The sequence below is a fragment of the Flavobacterium araucananum genome, assembly GCF_002222055.1.
GTDB lineage: Bacteria > Bacteroidota > Bacteroidia > Flavobacteriales > Flavobacteriaceae > Flavobacterium > Flavobacterium araucananum.
This window is the reverse complement of record NZ_MUGS01000006.1, coordinates 159,771-182,143: the sequence shown is the minus strand read 5'-3', so window position 1 is coordinate 182,143 and position 22,373 is coordinate 159,771. Positions and strand designations below refer to the sequence as shown.

At 34.5% G+C, this 22,373-nt stretch carries 16 protein-coding genes and 3 tRNA genes; 8 read left to right on the top strand and 11 right to left on the bottom strand.

Going from position 1 to position 22,373, the window contains the following annotated elements; genetic code table 11:
- Nucleotides 1–86: 86 nt before the first annotated feature.
- Nucleotides 87–1,742, top strand: a complete 1,656-nt coding sequence (locus tag B0A64_RS06495) for a PAS domain-containing sensor histidine kinase (protein ID WP_244285363.1) — start codon at nt 87–89, stop codon at nt 1,740–1,742.
- Nucleotides 1,743–1,748: 6 nt separating this feature from the next.
- Nucleotides 1,749–2,153, top strand: a complete 405-nt coding sequence (locus B0A64_RS06490) for a response regulator (protein WP_089478704.1) — start codon at nt 1,749–1,751, stop codon at nt 2,151–2,153.
- 341 nt (nt 2,154–2,494) lie between these two features.
- Here B0A64_RS06490 and rpsT read toward each other — a convergent pair whose 3' ends face one another.
- The 5 genes from rpsT to proS form a co-directional block, all read right to left on the bottom strand.
- Entirely contained in the window at nt 2,495–2,746 is a 252-nt protein-coding gene (gene rpsT / locus B0A64_RS06485) for a 30S ribosomal protein S20 (protein ID WP_089478703.1), read from the bottom strand.
- 155 nt (nt 2,747–2,901) lie between these two features.
- A tRNA-Glu gene (locus B0A64_RS06480) sits at nt 2,902–2,973 on the bottom strand.
- 44 nt (nt 2,974–3,017) lie between these two features.
- Nucleotides 3,018–3,089, bottom strand: a tRNA-Glu gene (locus B0A64_RS06475).
- A 39-nt stretch (nt 3,090–3,128) separates the two neighbouring features.
- A tRNA-Glu gene (locus tag B0A64_RS06470) sits at nt 3,129–3,200 on the bottom strand.
- Nucleotides 3,201–3,277: 77 nt separating this feature from the next.
- Nucleotides 3,278–4,756 carry a proline--tRNA ligase gene (proS, locus tag B0A64_RS06465; RefSeq protein WP_089478702.1) on the bottom strand — a complete coding sequence of 493 codons (1,479 nt, stop codon included), beginning with the start codon at nt 4,754–4,756 and terminating at the stop codon, nt 3,278–3,280.
- 101 nt (nt 4,757–4,857) lie between these two features.
- On the opposite strand from proS, the gene B0A64_RS25085 reads away from it, so the two are divergent.
- The 6 genes from B0A64_RS25085 to B0A64_RS06435 all read left to right on the top strand — a co-directional run bounded on the left by B0A64_RS25085 (nt 4,858) and on the right by B0A64_RS06435 (nt 11,816).
- Nucleotides 4,858–5,874 carry a hypothetical protein gene (locus B0A64_RS25085; protein WP_089478701.1) on the top strand — a complete coding sequence of 339 codons (1,017 nt, stop codon included), beginning with the start codon at nt 4,858–4,860 and terminating at the stop codon, nt 5,872–5,874.
- A 45-nt stretch (nt 5,875–5,919) separates the two neighbouring features.
- A complete protein-coding gene (locus B0A64_RS06455; protein WP_089478700.1) occupies nt 5,920–7,416 on the top strand; it encodes an OmpP1/FadL family transporter in 1,497 nt (498 codons plus the stop codon).
- A gap of 153 nt (nt 7,417–7,569) precedes the next feature.
- Entirely contained in the window at nt 7,570–8,484 is a 915-nt protein-coding gene (locus tag B0A64_RS06450; protein ID WP_089478699.1) for a hypothetical protein, read from the top strand.
- 463 nt (nt 8,485–8,947) lie between these two features.
- Nucleotides 8,948–10,261, top strand: a complete 1,314-nt coding sequence (rimO, locus tag B0A64_RS06445) for a 30S ribosomal protein S12 methylthiotransferase RimO (protein WP_089478698.1) — start codon at nt 8,948–8,950, stop codon at nt 10,259–10,261.
- Between the two features lie 43 nt (nt 10,262–10,304).
- The gene (locus B0A64_RS06440; RefSeq protein ID WP_089478773.1) at nt 10,305–10,877 is read left to right on the top strand and encodes a hypothetical protein; all 573 of its coding nucleotides are present in this window, start codon (nt 10,305–10,307) and stop codon (nt 10,875–10,877) included.
- 33 nt (nt 10,878–10,910) lie between these two features.
- Entirely contained in the window at nt 10,911–11,816 is a 906-nt protein-coding gene (locus B0A64_RS06435) for an N-acetylmuramoyl-L-alanine amidase (RefSeq protein ID WP_089478697.1), read from the top strand.
- A gap of 402 nt (nt 11,817–12,218) precedes the next feature.
- Here the strand turns inward: B0A64_RS06435 and B0A64_RS06430 are convergent, their stop codons facing one another.
- From B0A64_RS06430 to B0A64_RS06405, 6 genes are all read right to left on the bottom strand, one after another.
- Nucleotides 12,219–13,292 (bottom strand): outer membrane beta-barrel protein, encoded by a 1,074-nt coding sequence (locus tag B0A64_RS06430; protein ID WP_089478696.1) that lies wholly within the window; start codon nt 13,290–13,292, stop codon nt 12,219–12,221.
- 614 nt (nt 13,293–13,906) lie between these two features.
- The gene (locus tag B0A64_RS06425; protein ID WP_165769769.1) at nt 13,907–14,872 is read right to left on the bottom strand and encodes a glycoside hydrolase family 5 protein; all 966 of its coding nucleotides are present in this window, start codon (nt 14,870–14,872) and stop codon (nt 13,907–13,909) included.
- Between the two features lie 10 nt (nt 14,873–14,882).
- Nucleotides 14,883–16,118, bottom strand: a complete 1,236-nt coding sequence (locus B0A64_RS06420) for a glycoside hydrolase family 27 protein (protein ID WP_089478694.1) — start codon at nt 16,116–16,118, stop codon at nt 14,883–14,885.
- Nucleotides 16,119–16,210: 92 nt separating this feature from the next.
- Nucleotides 16,211–17,266 (bottom strand): HAD family hydrolase, encoded by a 1,056-nt coding sequence (locus B0A64_RS06415; RefSeq protein WP_089478693.1) that lies wholly within the window; start codon nt 17,264–17,266, stop codon nt 16,211–16,213.
- Nucleotides 17,267–17,283: 17 nt separating this feature from the next.
- A complete protein-coding gene (locus B0A64_RS06410; RefSeq protein ID WP_089478692.1) occupies nt 17,284–18,882 on the bottom strand; it encodes a RagB/SusD family nutrient uptake outer membrane protein in 1,599 nt (532 codons plus the stop codon).
- A gap of 11 nt (nt 18,883–18,893) precedes the next feature.
- Entirely contained in the window at nt 18,894–22,091 is a 3,198-nt protein-coding gene (locus B0A64_RS06405) for a SusC/RagA family TonB-linked outer membrane protein (RefSeq protein WP_089478691.1), read from the bottom strand.
- Between the last annotated feature and the right edge of the window lie 282 nt (nt 22,092–22,373).

Sequence of the window (22,373 nt, the reverse complement as noted above, 5' to 3'; positions counted from 1 at the left end):
TTAGTTATTGTTAATTTAACTATATTTGAGTAATGAAAAGTAAAACTCTCCAAATTACTCTAATTTACGTTATCATATCGCTAATTATGGCAGCAGTCTGTCATAAAATACTTACTACCTACTTTTCTAAACTCGAATATTTTTATTTATTCTTTATAAAAGACATCTTTTTTATACTGACTACAGGTCTAATTTTTAAATACATACTTGCAAAAAACGAAAATAGAAATATTTCTATTTTCGAAAAATTAAAAGAGACAAACGAAGAAATCAAAGAATCGAACGAAAAATATGACATTGTTGCAAAAGCAACAAGTGACACCATTTGGGACTGGAAAATTCAGGAAGATCGCATTCACTGGAACAAAGGAATAGAAAGTGTGTTTGGCTACAATCCGCAGGAAGTGGGAAAAACATCGAAATGGTGGTTTGACAAAATACATCCGGAAGACAGCATTAGAATGTCTATTAAATTATATTCGTTTATTGAACAAAAAACCGAAAAATGGCAGGATCAATATCGTTTTAGATGTGCCGACGGGACTTATAAATATGTTCTCGACCGGGGCTTTTTATTAAAAGATGAAAGCGGAAGAGCCATCAGAATGATTGGAGCCATACAGGATATTACCAAACAAAAAGAAGAAGAACAAAGACTAAAACTCTTAGAAACTGTAATAACACAATCTAAAGATTCTATTTTAATCACAGAAGCAAATGCACCGGATCGTAAAATTCCTAAAATAGTATATGTAAATCCTGCATTTTCGCACATGTCCGGATATCTTTCGCATGAAATAATAGGAAAATCACCAAATATTTTCAAAGGACCAAAATCAGATTCAGAAGAATTAAAAAAAGTATTACGAGCAATAAAAAACAAAGAAGAATGCCTGATAGAAACTATTAGCTACACAAAGAAAAAAGAAGAATATTGGGTACGTTTTTCAATGATTCCGATCTTTAACAATGAAGGCATAATTTCGCACTGGATCTCTATACAAAGAGACATAACAGACGAAAAGAAACTAGAAACCGAAAAAGAACACCTGATCAGGGAACTTACTCAAAACAATAAAGATCTAAAACAATTCTCCTATATCACATCTCACAATCTGAGAGCACCATTGTCTAACTTAATTGGTCTTTTGAACCTAATAGAAGATACTCCTATCGAAGACCCGGAACTTCAGGAAATTTTAACCGGCTTTACAAAATCAACTCATTTATTAAATGAAACCATTAATGATCTTGTAAAAGTCATCATCATCAAAGATAATCCTTCGATGCAAAAAGAAGAAGTTTCTCTAAAAGAAGTTTTCGAGAACGTTTTTAGCCAATTATCTTTTCAAATAGAATTGCACAAACCCATAATTAAGCTCAATTTTGAAAAAGTACCTTTACTTAACACCAATAAAGCTTACATCGAAAGTATATTGCTTAATTTGCTCACGAATTCTATAAAATACAAATCAGAAAACAGAAAACTAAAAATATCCATAACTGCTGAACAAATAGACCACAAAGCTATTTTAACCTTTAAAGACAACGGAATTGGGATTGATCTGGAAAGAAATGGCGATAAGGTCTTTGGACTATATCAAAGATTTCACAATTATCCTGACAGCAAAGGACTAGGTTTGTATCTGGTAAAATCGCAAGTCGAAACAATGGGAGGAACAATTAGTATTGACAGCGAAGTCAATAAAGGAACAACTTTTACAATAACATTTAAAAATTAATTTTATATGCTCGATCAAATTTTATGTATTGATGACGATGCAATCACACTAATGCTATGCAAAAAAGTAATTTCTAAATCATCATTTTCAAAAGAAATTATCACTGCTCAAAATGGCGAAGAAGCATTACATCATTTCAATACCTTAAAATACAACAAAAACAAAGTAAGCAAACCTGAATTAATTTTTTTAGATTTAAACATGCCTGTTATGGGTGGCTGGGAATTTCTGGACCACTTTACTTCTCCTGCCTATGCTGAATTTAATACGGCACGCGTTATTGTATTATCGTCTACAATTGATCCTGATGACTTAGCCAAGGCAAAAAAATATCCTATTATCATCGATTTCCTTTCGAAACCAATCACACAACCAATGTTAGAATATCTTAAAAAGAAAATGGATCTTTAAAATAATACCAAAATTTCTCTATATCCGTCAGACTGCTGTTAAATTTTCTGTACCGGTCCTTTTTTTTTACACACCAATCCAGAATACTCTTTTTATCACAAAAGAATACCACCTCCTAACCCTAAGCCATTTAAGCAATAAACCAGAACTTCCCGGATTAATACAAAAAAATTGGAGTTATAGGATTTAAATACAAAAATCCCAAACTACAATTAGCTGTAACAAAATCTCAGCAAAAATTGGAATTTGGAATTTTAGAAAACTAAAACTTTCACTTTAGTACAAACAAAAAAAGTCCTCTAAAAGAGGACTTTTTTATATATTTAGGAAATTGTAATTAATTACAATTTAGCAACATGCTTAGTTAATTTAGACTTCAAGTTAGAAGCTTTATTATCATGGATGATGTTCTTTTTAGCCAATTTATCAATCATAGAGATTACAGTTGATAATTTTGAAGCTGCATCAGTTTTATCAGTAGCTATTCTTAACGCTTTAATAGCATTACGAGTAGTTTTGTGTTGATATCTGTTAAGAACTCTTCTTTTTTCGTTACTTCTGATTCTTTTTAATGCTGACTTATGATTTGCCATTTTTTTTTAATTTTAGATGTAATAATTATTATAGATACTAGTTAAAAAAGAAAAACCTCCCACAATTGCAAAACAATCACTTTGGTTTTAACTAATAAAACAAAAATCGAGACACCAATTTTTATTTTATAAAACTTATTCACAACTAATTTTAGTAGTCTGTAAGGGAATCGAACCCCTGTTACCAGGACGAAAGCCTGGAGTCCTAACCCCTAGACGAACAGACCATTATCGTTCTAAGTTTTTCTATATTTAAATAGAGGTATTATTGTAGCCCGTAGCGGAATCGAACCGCTCTTACATGGATGAAAACCATGCGTCCTAACCGATAGACGAACGGGCCATTTTCAAGTTCAATGACTTTAATTCGCAGTAAAAGTAGTAGCCCGTAGCGGAATCGAACCGCTCTTACATGGATGAAAACCATGCGTCCTAACCGATAGACGAACGGGCCTGCTTCTCTAATGCGGATGCAAAAATACAACTATTTTTAAGATGTACAATACCTGATGCAAAAAAAAATAAAAAAAATTAATAAGCCTTAGCAAACAGTACTCTTCTTGAAGAAGGATTCCCAGTAAACACACAGGTTCCCGCCTCTTCTACACTATCCAAAGGGATACAACGAATTGTTGCTTTTGTTAAGTCTTTTATTTTCTCTTCGGTAGCAGCCGTACCGTCCCAATGAGCAGATACAAACCCTCCTTTACCATCTAAAATATCTTTAAACTCCTCAAAACTATTTACTTCAGTAATATGCGTATCACGATACGTTAATGCTTTATTAAATAAATCAGTCTGAATCTGTTCTAACAAGTCATTTATATAAGTTACAATTCCTTCGCCCGAAACTGTCTCTTTTGTCAGTGTATCACGTCTGGCAACTTCAAAAGTTCCATTTTCCAAATCTTTTGGACCAACAGCAATTCTAACAGGCACCCCTTTTAATTCCCATTCTGCAAATTTGAATCCTGGTTTTTGAGTTGTTCTGTCGTCGTATTTAACTGAAATTCTTAATTTCTTAAGTTTCGCCGTTAGATCATTAACTGCAGTTGTAATTTCAGCCAATTGTTCGTCTGTTTTATAAATAGGAACAATAACAACCTGTATAGGTGCTAAGTTTGGAGGCAACACCAATCCCTGATCATCAGAGTGTGTCATAACCAAAGCTCCCATTAAACGGGTAGAAACTCCCCACGAAGTTCCCCAAACATGTTCTTGTTTTCCTTCGGCATTTGCAAACTTAACATCAAAAGCCTTGGCGAAGTTTTGTCCCAAAAAGTGAGATGTTCCTGCCTGTAATGCTTTTCCATCCTGCATCAAAGCTTCAATACAATAAGTCTCATCTGCACCGGCAAAACGCTCTGTTTCTGTTTTTATACCTTTTACAACCGGAATTGCCATAAAATCCTGAGCAAAATCAGCATAAACATTCATCATTTTTTCAGATTCTTCTATAGCCTCTGCCTTTGTAGCATGTGCAGTATGTCCTTCCTGCCATAAAAACTCTGCAGTTCTCAAAAACAAACGGGTGCGCATTTCCCAACGCACTACATTTGCCCATTGGTTTATTAATAAAGGTAAATCTCTATAGGATTGTACCCATCCTTTATAGGTAGACCAAATAATTGCTTCACTTGTAGGACGAACAATTAGTTCTTCTTCTAATTTTGCATTAGGATCCACCATTAACTTTCCGGGTCTGTCCGGGTCATTTTTTAATCTGTAATGTGTTACGATAGCACACTCTTTTGCAAATCCTTCTGCGTTTTTCTCTTCAGCCTCAAACATGCTCTTAGGCACAAATAAAGGAAAGTACGCATTTTGATGTCCTGTTTCTTTGAACATTCTATCTAACTCAGCCTGCATTTTTTCCCAAATAGCATATCCGTACGGCTTAATAACCATACATCCTCTAACGCCTGAATTTTCGGCTAGATCTGCTTTTACAACCAGCTCGTTATACCATTTTGAATAATCTTCTGATCTTGTAGTGAGGTTCTTACTCATATTGAATAGTTTGGCACAAATTTTGTTTTATTAATTTTAACTAAATAGTTTGACAAAACTAACTATTTTTGTAATGTGCAACAATAAAAAACACCACAGATATGAAAACTTCTATTTCTCTCCGCCAAAACTCAAGTCATTTTTACTTAATTGGATTATTGAGTTTTCTACTAGCATCGTGTGGTTCTTACCAAAACGCTTCTTATCATGACAATGACGGAGTATATGGTGGTTCACCAAGAACGTATGCTCAAACAAATACCACAAATACCAACAATCAATACAAAGATTATTTCAAATCTTTGCAAGATGATAATCAACCAACTGAAATTTTTACAGACGTTGATAATTACGGTAATTATGCCGATAATGACAGTATACAAACTGCCAATACAGCTTACCCGGCATGGGGAAGTGCCAATTCTGATGTTTCAGTAAATGTTTACTCTGATCCTTCATGGTCAGTAGGATTTGGATTTGGTTTAGGATATCCTTATTATGGATATGGTTATGGTTACGGAGGAGGCTATTGGGGCTATCCTGGATATAGCTGGGGCTACCCTGGTGGATATTGGGGTGGCGGATGGGGCTATCCTGGATACTACAGACCGTATTACGGATACAACAATTATTCTTACAGTTACGGAAGAAGAGGTTCTGCAGCTTATTATGGCGGCAGAAACTACGGCTCTGACAGAAACTATAACTCTAACAGAAACTATAGTTCAAACAGAAATAGTTACTACAACTCAAACAGAAATTACACTTCTACAAACAGAGGGGGCAATTATACCACAAACAGACAAAATGGTTTTTCTGATTTTAGAAGAAGCTCTTCTACAGGCGGAAGAACATACAACTCGTCTAACCCGACTTTTACAGACAGAAGAGGATCAAGTCAGGGTCAAAGCAATAGTTACGACTATTCTAACAGAAGATCAAGCAGCACTACAACCAGAAGTTACGACGGCGGTGGCAACTCCTCCAGAAGCTACTCTCCTGGCCCATCACGCTCAATGAATAGCGGCGGAGGCGGAGGAAGCATGAGATCATCCGGCGGCGGAGGCGGTGGCGGTGGAAGATCATCCGGCGGTGGCGGTGGTGGCGGAAGAAGATAATTTCTTCTTGTACTAATCAAAAATTCACATTAAAAACTTATCCAAATGAAAAAAATATTATTCCTACTGATTACAGGACTAACTGTTAGCGTCTCACATTCGCAAGAGGTTTCAGATGCCGTTCGCTATGCACAAGACAACTTAACCGGAACTGCACGATTTAGAGCAATGAGTGGTGCCTTTGGAGCTGTTGGTGGAGATTTATCTTCTATTAGTGTCAATCCTGCCGGATCTGCCATTTTCTCTAACAACCAAACCGGAATTACACTTAGCAATCAAAACATTAAGAACAATTCTGACTATTTTGGAAATCAGACAAGCGACAAAAAAAACTCCTTTATATTGAATCAGGCAGGAGCTGTTTTTGTTTTTCATGATCACAACCCAAGCAATAACTGGAAAAAAATTGCAATTGGTGCTACTTATGAAAACACAAACAATTTCGACAACAATACGGTGTCAGTAGGAACCAATCCAACAAATTCTATAGATAAATACTTTTTGGCTTATGCTAACGGAATTCCGTTGGGAGACATAAAAAATATACCTTACAGAGATCAGTTTTACAACGAACAACAAGCTTACTTTGGATATAAAGGCTATGTAATAAACCCAGTTGCAAATAATGATGCTAATACTCAATATACATCAAACGTACCTGCCGGAGGAAATTACTATCAGGAAAACGAAAGTTATACTACGGGATATAATAGTAAATTAAGTTTTAACCTTGCAACCTCATATAAGGACAGAATTTATTTTGGTGCCAACTTAAATGTACATATTACTGATTTTAGAAGAACAAGTACTTTTTACGAGGACAACAGCAATCCTCTTGAACCAACAGAAACCATCTCTAACTTACGTTTTAACAACAATCTTTACACTTACGGAAATGGATTTTCTTTTCAAGTAGGTGCAATTGCCAAAGTTACAGAATCTTTCCGTCTTGGTTTGGCTTACGAATCTAATACCTGGTACGAATTAAACGATGAAGTTTCTCAAAGTTTATATACAACAACACAAGCTAGCGGAGGTCAACCAATAAACAATCCCGTTAATCCGAATATTGTAAACGTTTACGAATCATACACCTTACAAACTCCCGGAAAAACTACTTTTAGTGCTGCTTATATTTTTGGAAAATCCGGTTTAATAAGCGTTGATTACGCTATCAAAGATTACGGAAATACTAAATTCAAACCAACAAATGATTTCAACGGGATAAATAACCAGATCAGTAATCAATTGACTAATACCGGCGAATTAAGAGTTGGTGCAGAATACAAAATAAAACAATTAAGCTTACGCGGAGGATATCGTTATGAAGGAAGTCCTTATAAAAACGGAACTACAATTGGAGACTTAAACAGCTACTCTGGAGGTTTAGGTTATGATTTTGGAGGAACCAAATTAGATTTAGCATATTCATACCTGGAAAGAAAATCGAATCAAGGATTTTTTGCAACAGGTTTTACTGATGGCGCTAACATCACATCGAAACTAAACAATGTTTCTTTGACTTTATTATTTGAATTGTAATTAAGACTAAATAGAGGAATTGAAATTTCCGTCAGGTGTTACCTGGCGGATTTTTTTTTGTTAAAAATAAAACATTTCTCACATTTAACAATTAATGTTATTTTTTGTAGGTTTTTTAATATATGTTAGCAGTTAATTATAAAATTGCAAATCATGGAATTAAAAAACTATCTTATCGGATTTTTTCTATTTAGCTTCACTTTATGTGCAACAAACAATAATGCAAAAATCACCCCTGATCCTACAATAGATACCGAAATATTAAATATTGTAACGAATGGATTGCTATTGCCAAATAATACAAGCAGTTTTAATGGTGTTGAAGATTTAGAAATAGAATTTGATGTAAAAATAACCTATAGCGGAATTGGTTATGATGAAGATGTTTTTAAGCCTTACTTCTATGAGATAAACATTCACTCGGAACCTGCTCAATATTACAATAATGGTGCTGCTCCGTTCTCTCTTTACCAAAAAGTCAAAATGATATCTTTAGCACATACTTACTATATGGTGACGTATAGTCAAAAATTAAATTTTAAAAGAAGTACTTTATACAATACTGGAAATACTATTGTATTTAAACACATAAGCGAAGACCCAACAATTGATGTATTAAATAAAAATACTTATAATATAATTGGTGGCACAAAAACAGGAAAAAAATCATCAACACTAACAACCGGAAATGTAAATTTAAGAACCATTTCCTATAGCGATGGATCTCCAATACTTAATAATACAATAGTTGTTCCTGATTTTGAGGATGGTGAAATTGGAACGAGAGAAATTGATCTGTCATTTGATTTGAGTGGTACATTTGGATCAAAACTTGCTGGCTACTATTCGGGTGTAGAAATTCAATTAACCGACAACATGTCCATTAAACCTTTAACGGAACACGTTACTCCAATAGTAACTAATGGAATATTAACTTTAAAAAATTTGAAAATAAAGGCTTCAGATTTATCACCAACCTCATATTTAAATATTTTATTTAGTTTTCAAGGAGTAGAGATAAGTCTTAATTCTGCAATAGCAAGGAAAGTATTACAGCAAAACCTTTGACAAGTACAAATACATTCCATATTAACAGCTTATCTATTTACCCTAACCCAATCATCAATAACTTTTTCATAGAAGGTTTGGTAGATATTAATCTTATAAATCTAATATGATTCTTTTGAGCAAAAAATAAACCTAGATAAAAATCAAAAATCTGATAACTTAATAGAAGTTAATACTTGGAGTTTACAATCGGGAATATATTTTTTAAAAGTTGACTACTCAACTTTTTCTAAGACATTGATAAAAAATTAAGACTAAATAGAGGAATTGAAATTTCCGTCAGGTGTTACCTGGCGGATTTTTTTTTAGCCCTGATGGGAGTGATATCCTTTTTCTTGCTCCTTTAGCAAGGAAAAGATATAACGGACAGCAGGAATTGCTTCATAAAAAACAACTAAAAGAAACCGAAACAAGTGGTGTTTGGATAAAAAAAGTGTAATTTTGCACTCCAATTTATAAAACTATGAGAACCAAGTCTTTAAAAAAGAACAAAATTAACGTAATCACTCTTGGGTGTTCGAAAAATGTATATGACAGTGAAGTCTTGATGGGACAGCTTCGTGCAAACGGAAAAGAAGTGACTCATGAAGCGCCCGCAGCAGAGGAAGGAAACATTATCGTAATCAACACTTGTGGTTTTATTGATAACGCTAAAGCCGAATCAGTAAATATGATTTTGGAATATGCCGACAAAAAAGACAAAGGATTAGTGGATAAAGTTTTTGTAACAGGATGTTTATCTGAGCGTTACAGACCTGATTTAGAAAAAGAAATTCCAAACGTAGATCAATATTTTGGTACAACTGAATTACCTCAATTATTGAAAGCTTTGGGAGCCGATTATAAACATGAACTATTAGGAGAACGTTTGACTACTACTCCTAAAAATTATGCTTACCTGAAAATTGCCGAAGGTTGCGACAGACCTTGTAGTTTTTGTGCAATCCCGTTAATGAGAGGTTCTCACATTTCGCAACCAATTGAAAAACTGGTTAAAGAAGCACAAGGCTTAGCCAAAAATGGGGTTAAAGAACTAATTTTAATAGCGCAAGACTTAACGTATTATGGTCTTGATATTTATAAAAAGAGAAATCTTGCTGAACTTTTAGAAGAATTAGCAAAAGTAGAAGGCATCGAATGGATTCGTTTGCATTATGCCTACCCTACCGGTTTCCCGATGGATGTTCTGGAATTAATGAAACGCGAACCTAAAATTTGTAATTACATAGATATTCCGTTACAACATATCTCAGATTCTATTTTAAAATCAATGCGCCGTGGTACTACTCAGGCAAAAACGACTCAATTGTTGAAAGACTTTCGTGCTGCGGTTCCAGGAATGGCAATCAGAACGACTCTAATTGTTGGATATCCCGGAGAAACGAAGGAAGATTTTGAAATCCTGAAAGATTTTGTTCAGGAAATGAAATTTGACAGAATGGGATGTTTTGCGTATTCTCATGAAGAAAACACACACGCTTATTTACTGGAAGATGATGTTCCGGACGATGTAAAACAAGCAAGAGCAAATGAAATAATGGAATTGCAATCGCAAATTTCATGGGATTTGAACCAGGAAAAAGTGGGACAGGTTTTCAAATGTATCATTGACAGAAAAGAAGGTGCTCATTTTGTTGGAAGAACAGAGTTTGATAGCCCGGATGTAGACAATGAAGTATTGATTGACGCCTCTAAACATTATGTAAAAACAGGTGAATTTGTTAATATAAGAATAATTGAGGCAACAGAATTTGATTTATACGGAGAACCTGCTTAAATTTACGCTAAACAATTATCAATTTTTAGATAAAAAGAATTTTATGAAACCTATACAATCTTTATTTCTTTTGGCTTTTACTGTATTCTGTTTCAATTCTGTTTCGGCTCAATACGGAAATGGATACAATAATGGCGGTTACGGCGGCGGCGGCGGATATGGCAACAATGGCTACGGAAGAGGTAGCGGGATGGGTATGGACAGAAGTATGATGGGAGGCCCACAAGGCAACACCAGCAAACCTAAAGAAATACCACCGGAAGAAACTGCAGCTAAAATTGTTGAGCAAATGAAACCGGTACTAAATCTTGATGAACTTCAGGCAATTGCGATCACGAATGTTTTTACAGACAGTATGAAAGAACAAGGTATTCTTTTGAAAAACGAAAGCAGCAGCCAGGATGAAAAAATGGAGCAAATTAAAGCGCTAAGAGAAAGTACTACTAAAAAGGCAACTGCTTTTTTGAATCCGGATCAAGTAGAAAAATACACTGCCTTTATGGCTGATTTTAAAGAAATTAAAAAAACTTCTAAATCAAAAAAGAAAAAAGATTCTAAAGACAAAGACACTAAAGAAGTTAAAGAAGACACAGAAACAAAAAAAATCGAAGAATAATTGTTTCAACCTCATCTTAAAATGTACTTAACCATGGCAAAAAAACATTTTTGTTATCTGATTTTAGCACTTATTATTACTGCTTGCTCGACAAACCCTTACAAAACAACAGAAAAGGTTTACGATCAGCAACTTAAAACTTTAGAAAATCAAATTACCAATAAAGAAGCTCAACCAATACCTGCCGTTAGCCCTGTAGTGATAGACACTACTTATGCACAGCAATTGGGTATTGTAAAAGACACTTTATCAAAAACAGGCTCTACTTATTTACTAAACGGTATCAATACAGAATGGATTGGAACTGTAAACTTCAATTTAAGAAAACCCAGTTTCATTATTATTCATCATACTGCACAGGATTCTATTCAGCAAACTATAAAGACATTTACTAAAACTAAAACACAAGTAAGTGCTCATTATGTAATTTCTGAAAACGGAAAAGTGGTTCAGATGCTAAATGATTATTTAAGAGCATGGCATGCAGGAGCATCAACTTGGGGAAAAAATACAGACTTAAATTCATCTTCTATCGGTATAGAACTGGACAATAATGGTTTTAAACCTTTTACAGAAGCACAAATTAGCAGTTTGGTAGCTCTTTTGACAAAACTAAAAAAAGACTACAATATTCCAACTCAAAATATATTAGGTCACGCAGATATTGCTCCAGGCAGAAAACAAGACCCGAGTGCTTTATTCCCATGGAAAACCCTTGCGGAAAAAGGATTTGGAATCTGGCCGGATCCAGTTTTGGAAGAAGCTCCTTTTGATTTTAAAATCGAACAGGCGTTAAGAATTATTGGTTATAATACCAAAAATCTTTCGGCAGCAATTATGGCATTCAAACTACATTATATTCAAACCGATGTAACTGCTACTCTGGATCGAAAAACAATAGACACCATCTATTCGATTTACAAAAAACAGATTCAATAATAAGAGAACTTATAAAATACAAAGCGCGTTTCTAAAAATTTAGAAACGCGCTTTGTATTTGTAGTTGGTTGGTAAAAGTTTGCCACTAATTACACGAATTAGCACAAATTAAAACAGTGAGACAGATTAAAAGAATTTAAAAAGATTGTTTTTATCCTTTTAGCACAAAGAATTAAAACTGGATTGTAATATTTACTTCAACAAGCAACAATTCCCTTTGCTTGAAAATATTTAAAAATTAGTGGGAATTCGTGTAATTTGCGGCTAAAAAAATCTTCAAAAGAACAAACCAATCTCTTTAAATCCTTTTAATCAGCAAAAAAAATACAAATAAAAAAGCTGCCAAAACATTAGTGTATTTTGACAGCTCCAAAAAAAAAAAAAAAATATCAATCTTTATCTCTAGAAAGAGTATGTTGTAGCAATTAATCCAAAGAATGATCCTCCTGTTGGAGCAGCATCTTTATCTAAAAAGATATCCTCTGATGCAGCATCGTATCTTAGCTCAGGAATAATTGTCAGTTTTCCTACTTTATAATTTAATGAAACCGTATTTGCAAAAACATTTGATCCTGTTAATGTTCCTAAACTTGCAGCAGCATCTTTGGCATCAAAATATTCCATTCTGTATGCCAGGCTCAAAGAGGGTTTGAAAGCATAATTAGCATATCCTACCAATGCAAACCAATCACCATCTAAATCACTATCAAAATCATTTTTAGTTTTAGCATAAGTAGCATTAAATCCTAAAGAAAATGCATCCGTTATTGTTTTTGATGCAACAAAATCGATTTGCGTTTTATTTTCATCAGATGCAGGGTTACTGCTACCTGAAGTAAAGTTTAAATAAGCACTTCCGGTATCACCAATATATCCTACTTGTGCGATGTATGTTTTTTGACTTGAGCCGGCATCCATTGCCGATTTAAAATCAGTAGGATTTGTGATCCCAAACATTGCCGTAAACTTCCCTGAAGTATATTGTGCTTTTACTCCGGTATTAAAGAACGGTCCATAAGAAAATGCATAAGACATACTGTAGTTTTTATTATCTACGGCATCTAATACTTCATACCCTATATGTGTTCCAAAACTACCTGCCACTACTTTGAATTTGTCTGTTATTTGATAGGTGAAAAATAATTGTTTAATTAAAAATTTTGCTGCAATATCTTTATCTGTTGTTTCATTATAGGAGAACTCTCCTGCTCTTTTTCCGAAACCTAAATCTACAAAAACAGAAGCTTTCCCGAACGTGTGGCTTGCTTCAATCGAAGCCATTCCTAATTCGAATGAATCTTGTGAGTTGGTAAAGCTCGTTAATCCATTCATTTGTTTTGAAAAATCATATTTATAGTAAGCGTCTGCTGATCCTCCCCAAGTGGTTGCCGGTGAAACTGAAGATTCAGTATCGTCTTGGGCAAAAGCAAAAGAACTTGTTAACATCGCGGCTAAAATGTGAAATACTTTTTTCATGTGTTAATTGGTTTTTAGTTATTAATTGATTCTGGTTAGTTAATCTTTTATATATCTATTCTTAATAGTATAAGTCATTTCTAAAACCTCTTATTCGCCTCTAAAACATCTTCATTTTCATTAGCGAATTTATTAACTTTTGTATGAGTAGAAGAATCGATATCTGTTTTTTTGCCCATTTCCGGAAAGAATTATGGATTACAAAAATTAACATGGCTATAATCGTGATTTGACATTTATACTTATTTATTTTTGAAAATTCAATAACCAATTTTCATGGTTTTGGCACATTTTACACAACAAAACAGCACGTACACCCATAAAAAACAAAGACAAATCAACATAAAATCATCTTTAAAAATAAATACCCCTATAAAAAATAGGGGTATTAAATTAAAACACTAAAAAATAAAAAATAAAAAACATCTCTGGAAAAGAATAGAACCCATAAAACCAGACACTGATAATTCCTACAAAAAAAACACATTCAAAAAATCTAAAACAACCTTCAATTTCAAATCTCTTCTCAAGAAACGATTTATATTTTTTTAACTAAAGCAAAAAAAAACCTGCTCAAAACGAAACAGGCTTTTCTAACTTTTATACAACTATCACTATTGCTGCGTATTGTACTTTCGTAAAAATTCACGAACTTTTATTCCGGATTCTTTAAGATCTTCGTCTTTCCATTTTCCTTCAGATTTAGCTGACTTTTTTAGGATAGAACAGGTTTCGTCTTTGTCAGATACAGACCAGGTGATATAGCTCAATTTTCGAGCTTCCATCCAATCTATATATTCCTGCCAGGATTTCATATTCAAAGGTCCGTCACCGGAAGCTTCCATACCGGCAGATTCTGAAACAAAAATTGGCAAGCCCTTTTTTATAGCATCATCTGTTCTGTCTCTTAATTCCTTGCCGTGTGTTGCAGCATAAAAATGCATGGTATACATTATATTATCAAATCCTTTTATGGGATCTGCAGCCGGAAGATTAACATCCTGATCCCAATGTGGAGATCCTACCAAAATAATATTCTTCGGATCATTTTTACGAATAACTTTGATCACTTCTTCGGCATAAGCCTTAACCTCTGACCAGGTTTCATAATCAGGCTCGTTAAAAACCTCATATATAATGTTAGGATACTTGGCGTACTTTTTAGAAAATTCATCAAAAAATGCTTTTGCTTCTTCTAAATTAATATTATGGCTGTGCCAATCGACAATAACATATATATCAGCTTTTATAGCCCCGTTTATAACAGCTTCTATTTTTTGTTTTGAAAATTGTGGCTCCTTTATATAGGCCATCTCCCCTAACTCGACTCCCATTGCAGCACGAACAACATTGCAATTAAAATCTTTTTTTAGCCAGCCAACTGCTTTTTCGTTATAAAACCTTGGCCACATACTATGCCAGCCAAAACTTAGACCACGCAAGACAATTGGTTTATTATTTTTATCTGTCAACTGTGTTCCGCTAACGCTTAGCTGCCCATGATGTTTTACAAATTGTGCATTCGAAATCGAAAACATCAATAATAAGGTAAGCGTAAAAAGGTTTATTTTAGTTTTCATCATTTTACTTTTAAGGAATTAGTCGTAGCGCAATTACATCGTGAGGAGCAATATCAGCTGTAAAATTCTTTTTGGTATTTCCTGCCTCTTTATTCTTCCAAAGATCTTTTAACTTAAAAATTGTTGTACTAAAATTGGCTTCATAACCAAAATCAGCATCTTTGATCGTATGTTTTTTCCAATCAAAATTAATTTTTTTAGCGACTTCACTTCTGTTTAAAAAGGTTACTGCCCAGTTTCCGTCGGATAACGGTTTTACCCAAACTTCTAAACCATCCTCAGCAGAATATTTAAAACCCTGAATCCCTAATTTATCCTGGTCTACTGCAATTAATTCTTTGTTTGTTAAAATAGCCAAAGTTTCTTTAGACATTTTTCTAAAATCATTTCCGGCAACAAGTGGCGACGCCATCATGCACCACATCGAAAAATGTGATTTATCTTCGGTATCATTCATTTCATTTCCTACCTCCATCATATCAAAATCATTCCAATGGTCGGGACCGGAATATTTACGAATATCTTTTCTCATTTCTACGATTTTCATAAATCCCCAGGACGACCAATTTCCTTCTTCGTGTTTGTATTCACAGTCGAAACAAGGATAAATATCTCCTGAAATTCTCCATAAATTGCCAACTGGTTTTCCCCATTCCCAAGGCTTGTTATCTCCCCATTCGCAAAGACTGAATATGATAGGTTTTCCGGCAGTTTTAAGCGCATTACTCATGGTTGTGTAGGCTTCTTTGGCTGTAATTCCTTGTGTATTGCACCAATCATATTTTAAGAAATCTATGCCTAGTTTTGCATAAAAACGAGCATCCTGATATTCATAACCACGCGTTCCCGGATATCCGGCACAAGTTTGCGTCCCGGCACAATTGTACAATCCAAATTTTAACCCTTTACTGTGTACATAATCAATTACAGCTTTCATACCATTAGGAAATTTAACCGGATCAGGAATCAAATCACCGTTTATATCACGTTCTCTGGTCATCCAGCCATCGTCAAGTACAATATAATTATATCCTGCAGCAGCCATTCCGGACGAAACCATAATATCTGCCGTTTCCTTGACAAGTTTTTCATCGATACTTGTCCCAAAAGTATTCCAGGAGTTCCAACCCATTGGCGGGGTCATTGCCAAACCTTCGAACTTTCCGGCAACTTGCGTATGTGTATTTCCCTGGCCAAAACCTAAACTTACTACGCTTAAAGCGAATACTAAAATGATTTTTTTCATTCTTAAAAATTCAAATTAATTATATTAAAAAAAGTATTCCCTAATTGAGTGGATTAGGGAATACTTAAAACAAAACTCAAAACAAAAATGCTCTATTTGAGAACAAAGCCAAGATCATCAAACAATACTGTATTACCGCCATCGTTATTTGATTCCTGAAACGTAAGCTTAGTAACACTTGTAGGGTTTCCTAGTTTACTTAACGGAATTTCAAGATAAACCCAGGTTGTCGTAACTGGTATAACATAATTAGGTCCATCATTGATATTAAAATTAACCTGACCATTTTTAGAACCTTTTACAGCGATTCTCATTGCTTTATAAGGTGAAAGATCATAGTCAAAACCAAAATTTCCTCCGTCCCACGGTCCAAAAGTCCATTGCCAGGATTTTTCGCCCTGATAAGCATCTCCGTCAAAATCGAAGTTAATTCCTTTACCAGACCAGGGCCCGCCCCATTGCATACCATACATTTTATCATCGTACAAGGCAGTCCCGATAGCTTCAAGAGAAGTTGCAGTTCCGGATATATTGGTTACGGCAAGGTTTCTGTATTTTGCATTAGCAGGTATTTTTACAACGATTTGTTCTAATGTCGAAGAGATTACAGTAACAGGAACAGCAGGTTCTGTAGCTGTTTTGGCAAGTGTTACAATAGGATCTAAGAAATATTTACCTTTTATAGTTACCTCATCACCCTCTGCACAATTTATAAAATTAAAACTGCTGAATGTTGGCACTGGAGGAGCAACTTTAAAATCAAAAGTAGCGGTACCACTTCCTGTAACTACTTTTAATTGATTTGAAGCATCTGCAAAAGGGGTGTTTTCATCAATCAATACGATTATATCTGTATCTGTTACAAAAGTTGGCCTGAAATAAGTGTCAAAATCATTAAAATATACTTTCGTCGTCGAAAGTAGTCCTTTACCATGAATGATATAATAGTTTTTTGGATCGCCTATTGTTACAGGTGTTGATGGCAAAATTTTACCATCTAAGTCATAACCGGAACGCGATACAGATTCTATAACGGGTGCACCGGTATATGCTGAAGCACCATCATCATTTGAGCATGAAGCAAAAAACATTAAGGATAACATCCATGCCATACATGCTGTTAACGAAACAATTTTTATATTTTTCATATTTTTATTTTTAAAAATTATTTAAAAGTATACGGTGCTACTTCTGTCAATTTTGGATTTTTGATTAAATCATCTGCCGGATAAGGCAATAAAAGGTTTGTTGCAGAAATTGAGATGTGTTTTTCTGTCACTTTATCTCCTCTGTTTTGTGCTTCTAATATTGCTTTGGCTTTAGCAAAAGGCAAACGCCCCAGGTCAAAATAATAATCGCCTTCGCAGGCTAATTCTGCACGTCTTTCTTTAAAAATATCATCAAACGAAATGGATGCTTTTGCCGGAAGTCCAGCTCTTTTGCGAACCGCATTGAATGATTTTAGTGCCAAAGCATCTGTAGTACTACCTGATTGTCCGCCCAAAATAGCTTCGGCATGAATCAATAACAATTCGGCATAACGCATCATATAACTATTCATACTGCTTTCCCCGTTAAACGGAGGATTAAACTGACCTGTAATTGGTAAATTTTGTTTTCCGATTACATATTTTTTCAATCCCGCACCGGAGCTTTGAGCCTCATTTTCTACTGCAAATGTATACCCTAAAACCAATGGAGAATCTACATCAAGCGTTTTTGCATAGGTCAGGTTTGGATAGTAATCTCCCGGCAACATAAAGGTTTCTATTCTACGTTTGTCTCCATTTTCAAAACCATTTTTGATCAAATCCTGAGATGGTGCGATCTGACCTGAATACGTAGTCTCCACCAATCTGTTTTCCGGAGCAAATAAGGTATTCGAAAAATTACCTTCAAAATAAGTTCCTGCTCCTGTCCATTGCCATGAAAAGATTGACTCTTCGTTATTATTGTTTTTCTGCAAAAATAAATCAGCAAAAGATTTCGCAGGCAATTCATCCCCACCTAATAATTTAAACTCGCCACTACTAATTACGTCCTGAGCCATTGCTCTGGCTAAGTCATATTTTTTTTGATACAAGTATACTTTTGCCAAAAAAGCTTTGGCTGACCCGCTTGATACGTGCGCATTGGCAGCATAGTCTGAGCCTCTGTTTTTACTTCTTAAATTGGCTATTGCAAATTTAAGATCGTTTTCTATAAACTTATAAACATCTTCTGTAGGATTACTCGGGATCACGAAGTTTTTAGAATAATCTGCATTGTTTTCGATAATTGGCACATTGCCCCATAATCTTACTAAGAAGAAATAAGAAAAAGCTCTGATAAAATGAGATTCTCCCAAGGCATTATTCAAGGCTTCTTTGGTAACATTAGGCCCAACACTCTGAGGCAAATTACTAATGTAAGCATTAGAGTTTGCAATAGCTCCAAAACAAGATCTCCAGGCATCAGAAATAAAAGCTTGCGAATTGGTAAAACTCAAATCTGTAAACTTACCAAAGTCATTATACTGGCTTGCATACATATTACCGGAGATTACATCTGTAATACCGTAAAAAGCTGATTTATTCAAATTAAACCATACAATACCATACAATCCGTTACTGGCATTATCCAATTTTGTATCTGAGTCGTAATAATTACCTACTGTAGGTGTTCCTTCTGCCGGTACATCCAGAAAATCCTGAGAACAAGACGATGAGATCAGCAATAGCAATGCCATAGCAACAGCACTGTTTATTTTTAGTATATTTTTCATATTAATTCGTATTAAAATTCAACATTAAAACCAAACGTTATTTGTCTTGGCGTTGGGTAACGACCGTTATCGACCCCAGACAGCAATGCATCCTGGTTATAAGAACCTACTTCAGGATCATATCCTTTGTATTTTGTAAACGTAAATAAGTTTTGTCCCGAAGCATAAAGTCTTAATCTTGATAATTTTAGTTTTGAAATCATATCAGACGGTAGAGAATATCCTAAAGTCACGTTCTGAATTCTTAAATAAGATCCGTTTTCGATATAACGTGTCGAGATTGCGTTATTTATATTATCGTAAGTTGAGGGTCTAGGCAACGAAGCATTTATGTTTGAAGGGGAATAAAAATCTGCCGCTTCTTCTAAATAATTTGTTCCCAAGTTGCTATTCATGGTACCGGATAAACGTGTTAAGTTCATTAGTTTATTACCGGCTGATCCTTGCACAAAAACAGACAAATCGACATTTTTATATCTAAAGTTATTGGTAAATCCGTAAGTAAATTTAGGATTTGGGTTTCCAATAGCAACCATATCTTTTAGGTCAATAACACCATCGTTGTTTTGATCTTTATAAATAACATCTCCTTTTTGAAAACTTGGCAATAATGAGTTTGTTCCGTTTTTTAGAACCACTTTAGTTCCTGTACCATCATTATGACCGTAAGTTGTCAAATCATCATCTGTTCTGTAAATTCCCAAAGCTTCATAACCAACAAAAGAACCTATTGGTAAACCTTCTTGTGTTCTTGAAACTGTTACAGTATTATAAGCGAGTGTCCCCATTGTTTTTACAATATTTAACCCTGCCATATTCGTAACCTCATTTACATATTTAGTAAAGTTTAAATTAGCATTCCAGGAAAAATTCTCTGTAAATTTTTCAGTGTACCCCAATGTAATCTCAATACCTTTATTTTGCATGCTCCCCAGATTAAAATACGGAGGGTTTACACCACCTTCATAATCTCCACCACCGGAAAGGTAGTTAGGCAAAGGAACCTGATACAAGAAGTTTTTAGATACTTTTTTATACAAATCTACCGATGCTGTAAGTTTAGATTTAAACAAAGCAAAATCTAATCCTAAGTTGGTCTGATCCTGAGTTTCCCATTTCAAATCTTTATTTGGTGTATTCGATGGCAAATACGAAGTTCCCATTGAACTATTGATTAAGTGCAAGTTAGAATCATATAAATTATTACCAATTTGATTGTTTCCTGTTTGTCCCCAACCAAATCTAATTTTTATACCGTCAACATATTTTTTAGTACTTTCCATAAATTCCTCATTCGAAAGCTTCCATGAACCACCTACAGAACTAAAAACGCCCCATTTGTTTCCAACAAAAAACTTCGAAGATCCATCTGTTCTAACAGCTGCCGAAATTCCGTATTTATCACCATAATCATAAACTACCCTTCCTAAATAAGAAGCCAATGTTTGCGTTCCTGAATAAACACCGCTCGTTACTGCTTTAGACAAATCTGAAGCCGCCAGCGATTTATCATTATTGTCTTTATATCCATAACCTGTTATAGAATATCCTTCCCAATGTGCTCTGTTAGATTCCTGTACAGCCAAAACCGTAAAGTTGTGTTTACCAATAGTGTTTCTGTAAGTAAGCATGTTTTTTAAGTTCCATGAATTACCGCTGGATGGGTTGTAATATAAGTTGGCATAACTTTTTACAGCATTGCCCAATGAATACATAGGATCAAAACGCTTTCCTAAATTATCGTAGATATAACCACCCGCTTCAAAACGATATTCTAAACCCTTAAGTAAATCTATCTGAGTATAAAAGTTTCCGGAATAATTTTTTCTTACCAAAGTATTAGATCCTAATAAAGAAGTTGCTACGGGATTTACAAACGATGTTGCACCTCCTGCCGGCGGACCTGCAAAAGCACCTGATAACTCTCTGACAGCTACATCCGGAGTTGCTAATAATGAAGTCGCAACAACACCATTAAATTGTCCGTTTAGTGTTAATTTTTCATCTGTAAGCGCACCACTAATATTAACACCTACTTTAATGAATTTATTAACTCTTGCATCTATGTTACTTCTAAAATTGTATCTTTTAAATCCGGATTCGATTACAATACCATCCTGATTTAATACACCACCCGATATATAATAATTGATTCCCTCTTTACCACCTGAAAAAGACAACTGGTTCGAAGTCATAATTCCGGTTTCGTAAATTGCATCTTGCCAATCTGTCCCTTTTCCTAAAAGTTCAGGATGAGCAAATTCAGGACGTTTTGCAGTAGGATCATAAACATCTGCCAAAGCATTTTGATGTGTCGCATATTGCTGCAAGTTCATGGAATGCAATTTTTTGGGAAGATTGCTGATAGAATAAGAATTTTCGAAAGACAATTTGCCTGTCCCTTTTTTACCTGATTTTGTAGTCACGATCACAACTCCGTTTGCACCTCGTGAACCATAAATAGCAGTAGCCGAAGCATCTTTCAGGATATCGATAGACTCAATATCACTTGGGTTGATAAGTGCCAAAGGGCTTAAAGTAATATTACCTGAGTTCGAAAAGTTAGAATTTCCGGATGCATTTCTCCCCGAAGTCGAAGAGTTACGGGCATCACCGGAAATTGGCACACCATCTATAACATACAACGGCTCATTTGTACCTGTTAGAGACGAAACCCCTCTAATTTTTACAGACACATTACTTCCCGGCTCTCCTGAATTGCTGCTTACAACAACTCCGGCAGCTTTACCCTGCATCATCTGGTCGAATGAAACTACCTTTAAATTTTCAATATCTTTAGAACTAATACTCGAAATAGCACTATTGATGTCTTTTCTTTTCTGAGTTCCATAACCAATAACAACAACATCTTTTAAGTCTTCGGCATTTGTTTTTAAAACTACATTAATAGTTCTGTTAGTCCCTACAGTTATCTTTTGGGTATTGAATCCGATAAAAGAAAATACCAACGTAGCATTTGCAGGAACATCAATGGTATATTTTCCGTCAAAATCAGTGGAAACAGTTGTTTTTTGCCCCACAACCGAAATATTTGCTCCCGGAATCGATAGTCCTTTTTCATCTGCAACAATTCCTGATATTTTTACCTGAGCCGTAATAAAATTACTCGTCAGTAACAAAAATAAAATCAAAGGAACTGCTCTGTGGTTAGCATTCCAATGAATGAAGTTAGTCATTAGTTTTTTCATAATAAATGTTTGGTTAGTTTAAATTTGTTATTCTAATTCAAGTCATAAAACAGAGTGGTATTTATTTTCTTAAATTATTTAACAAATCTATAACACAAGAAAACATTAAATCGATAGTATTATATCATTTAATGATAATATTTTTACTATAGCGCTTTAAAAAAACACATATCAAAATAAAAGCATAAAAAAAATGTATTATTCTCAAAGACAACCTATAAAACCACTTCAAATTATAAATTAAAATTAACGAATCAGCGAAAAAGCAAACGATTTCGTTAA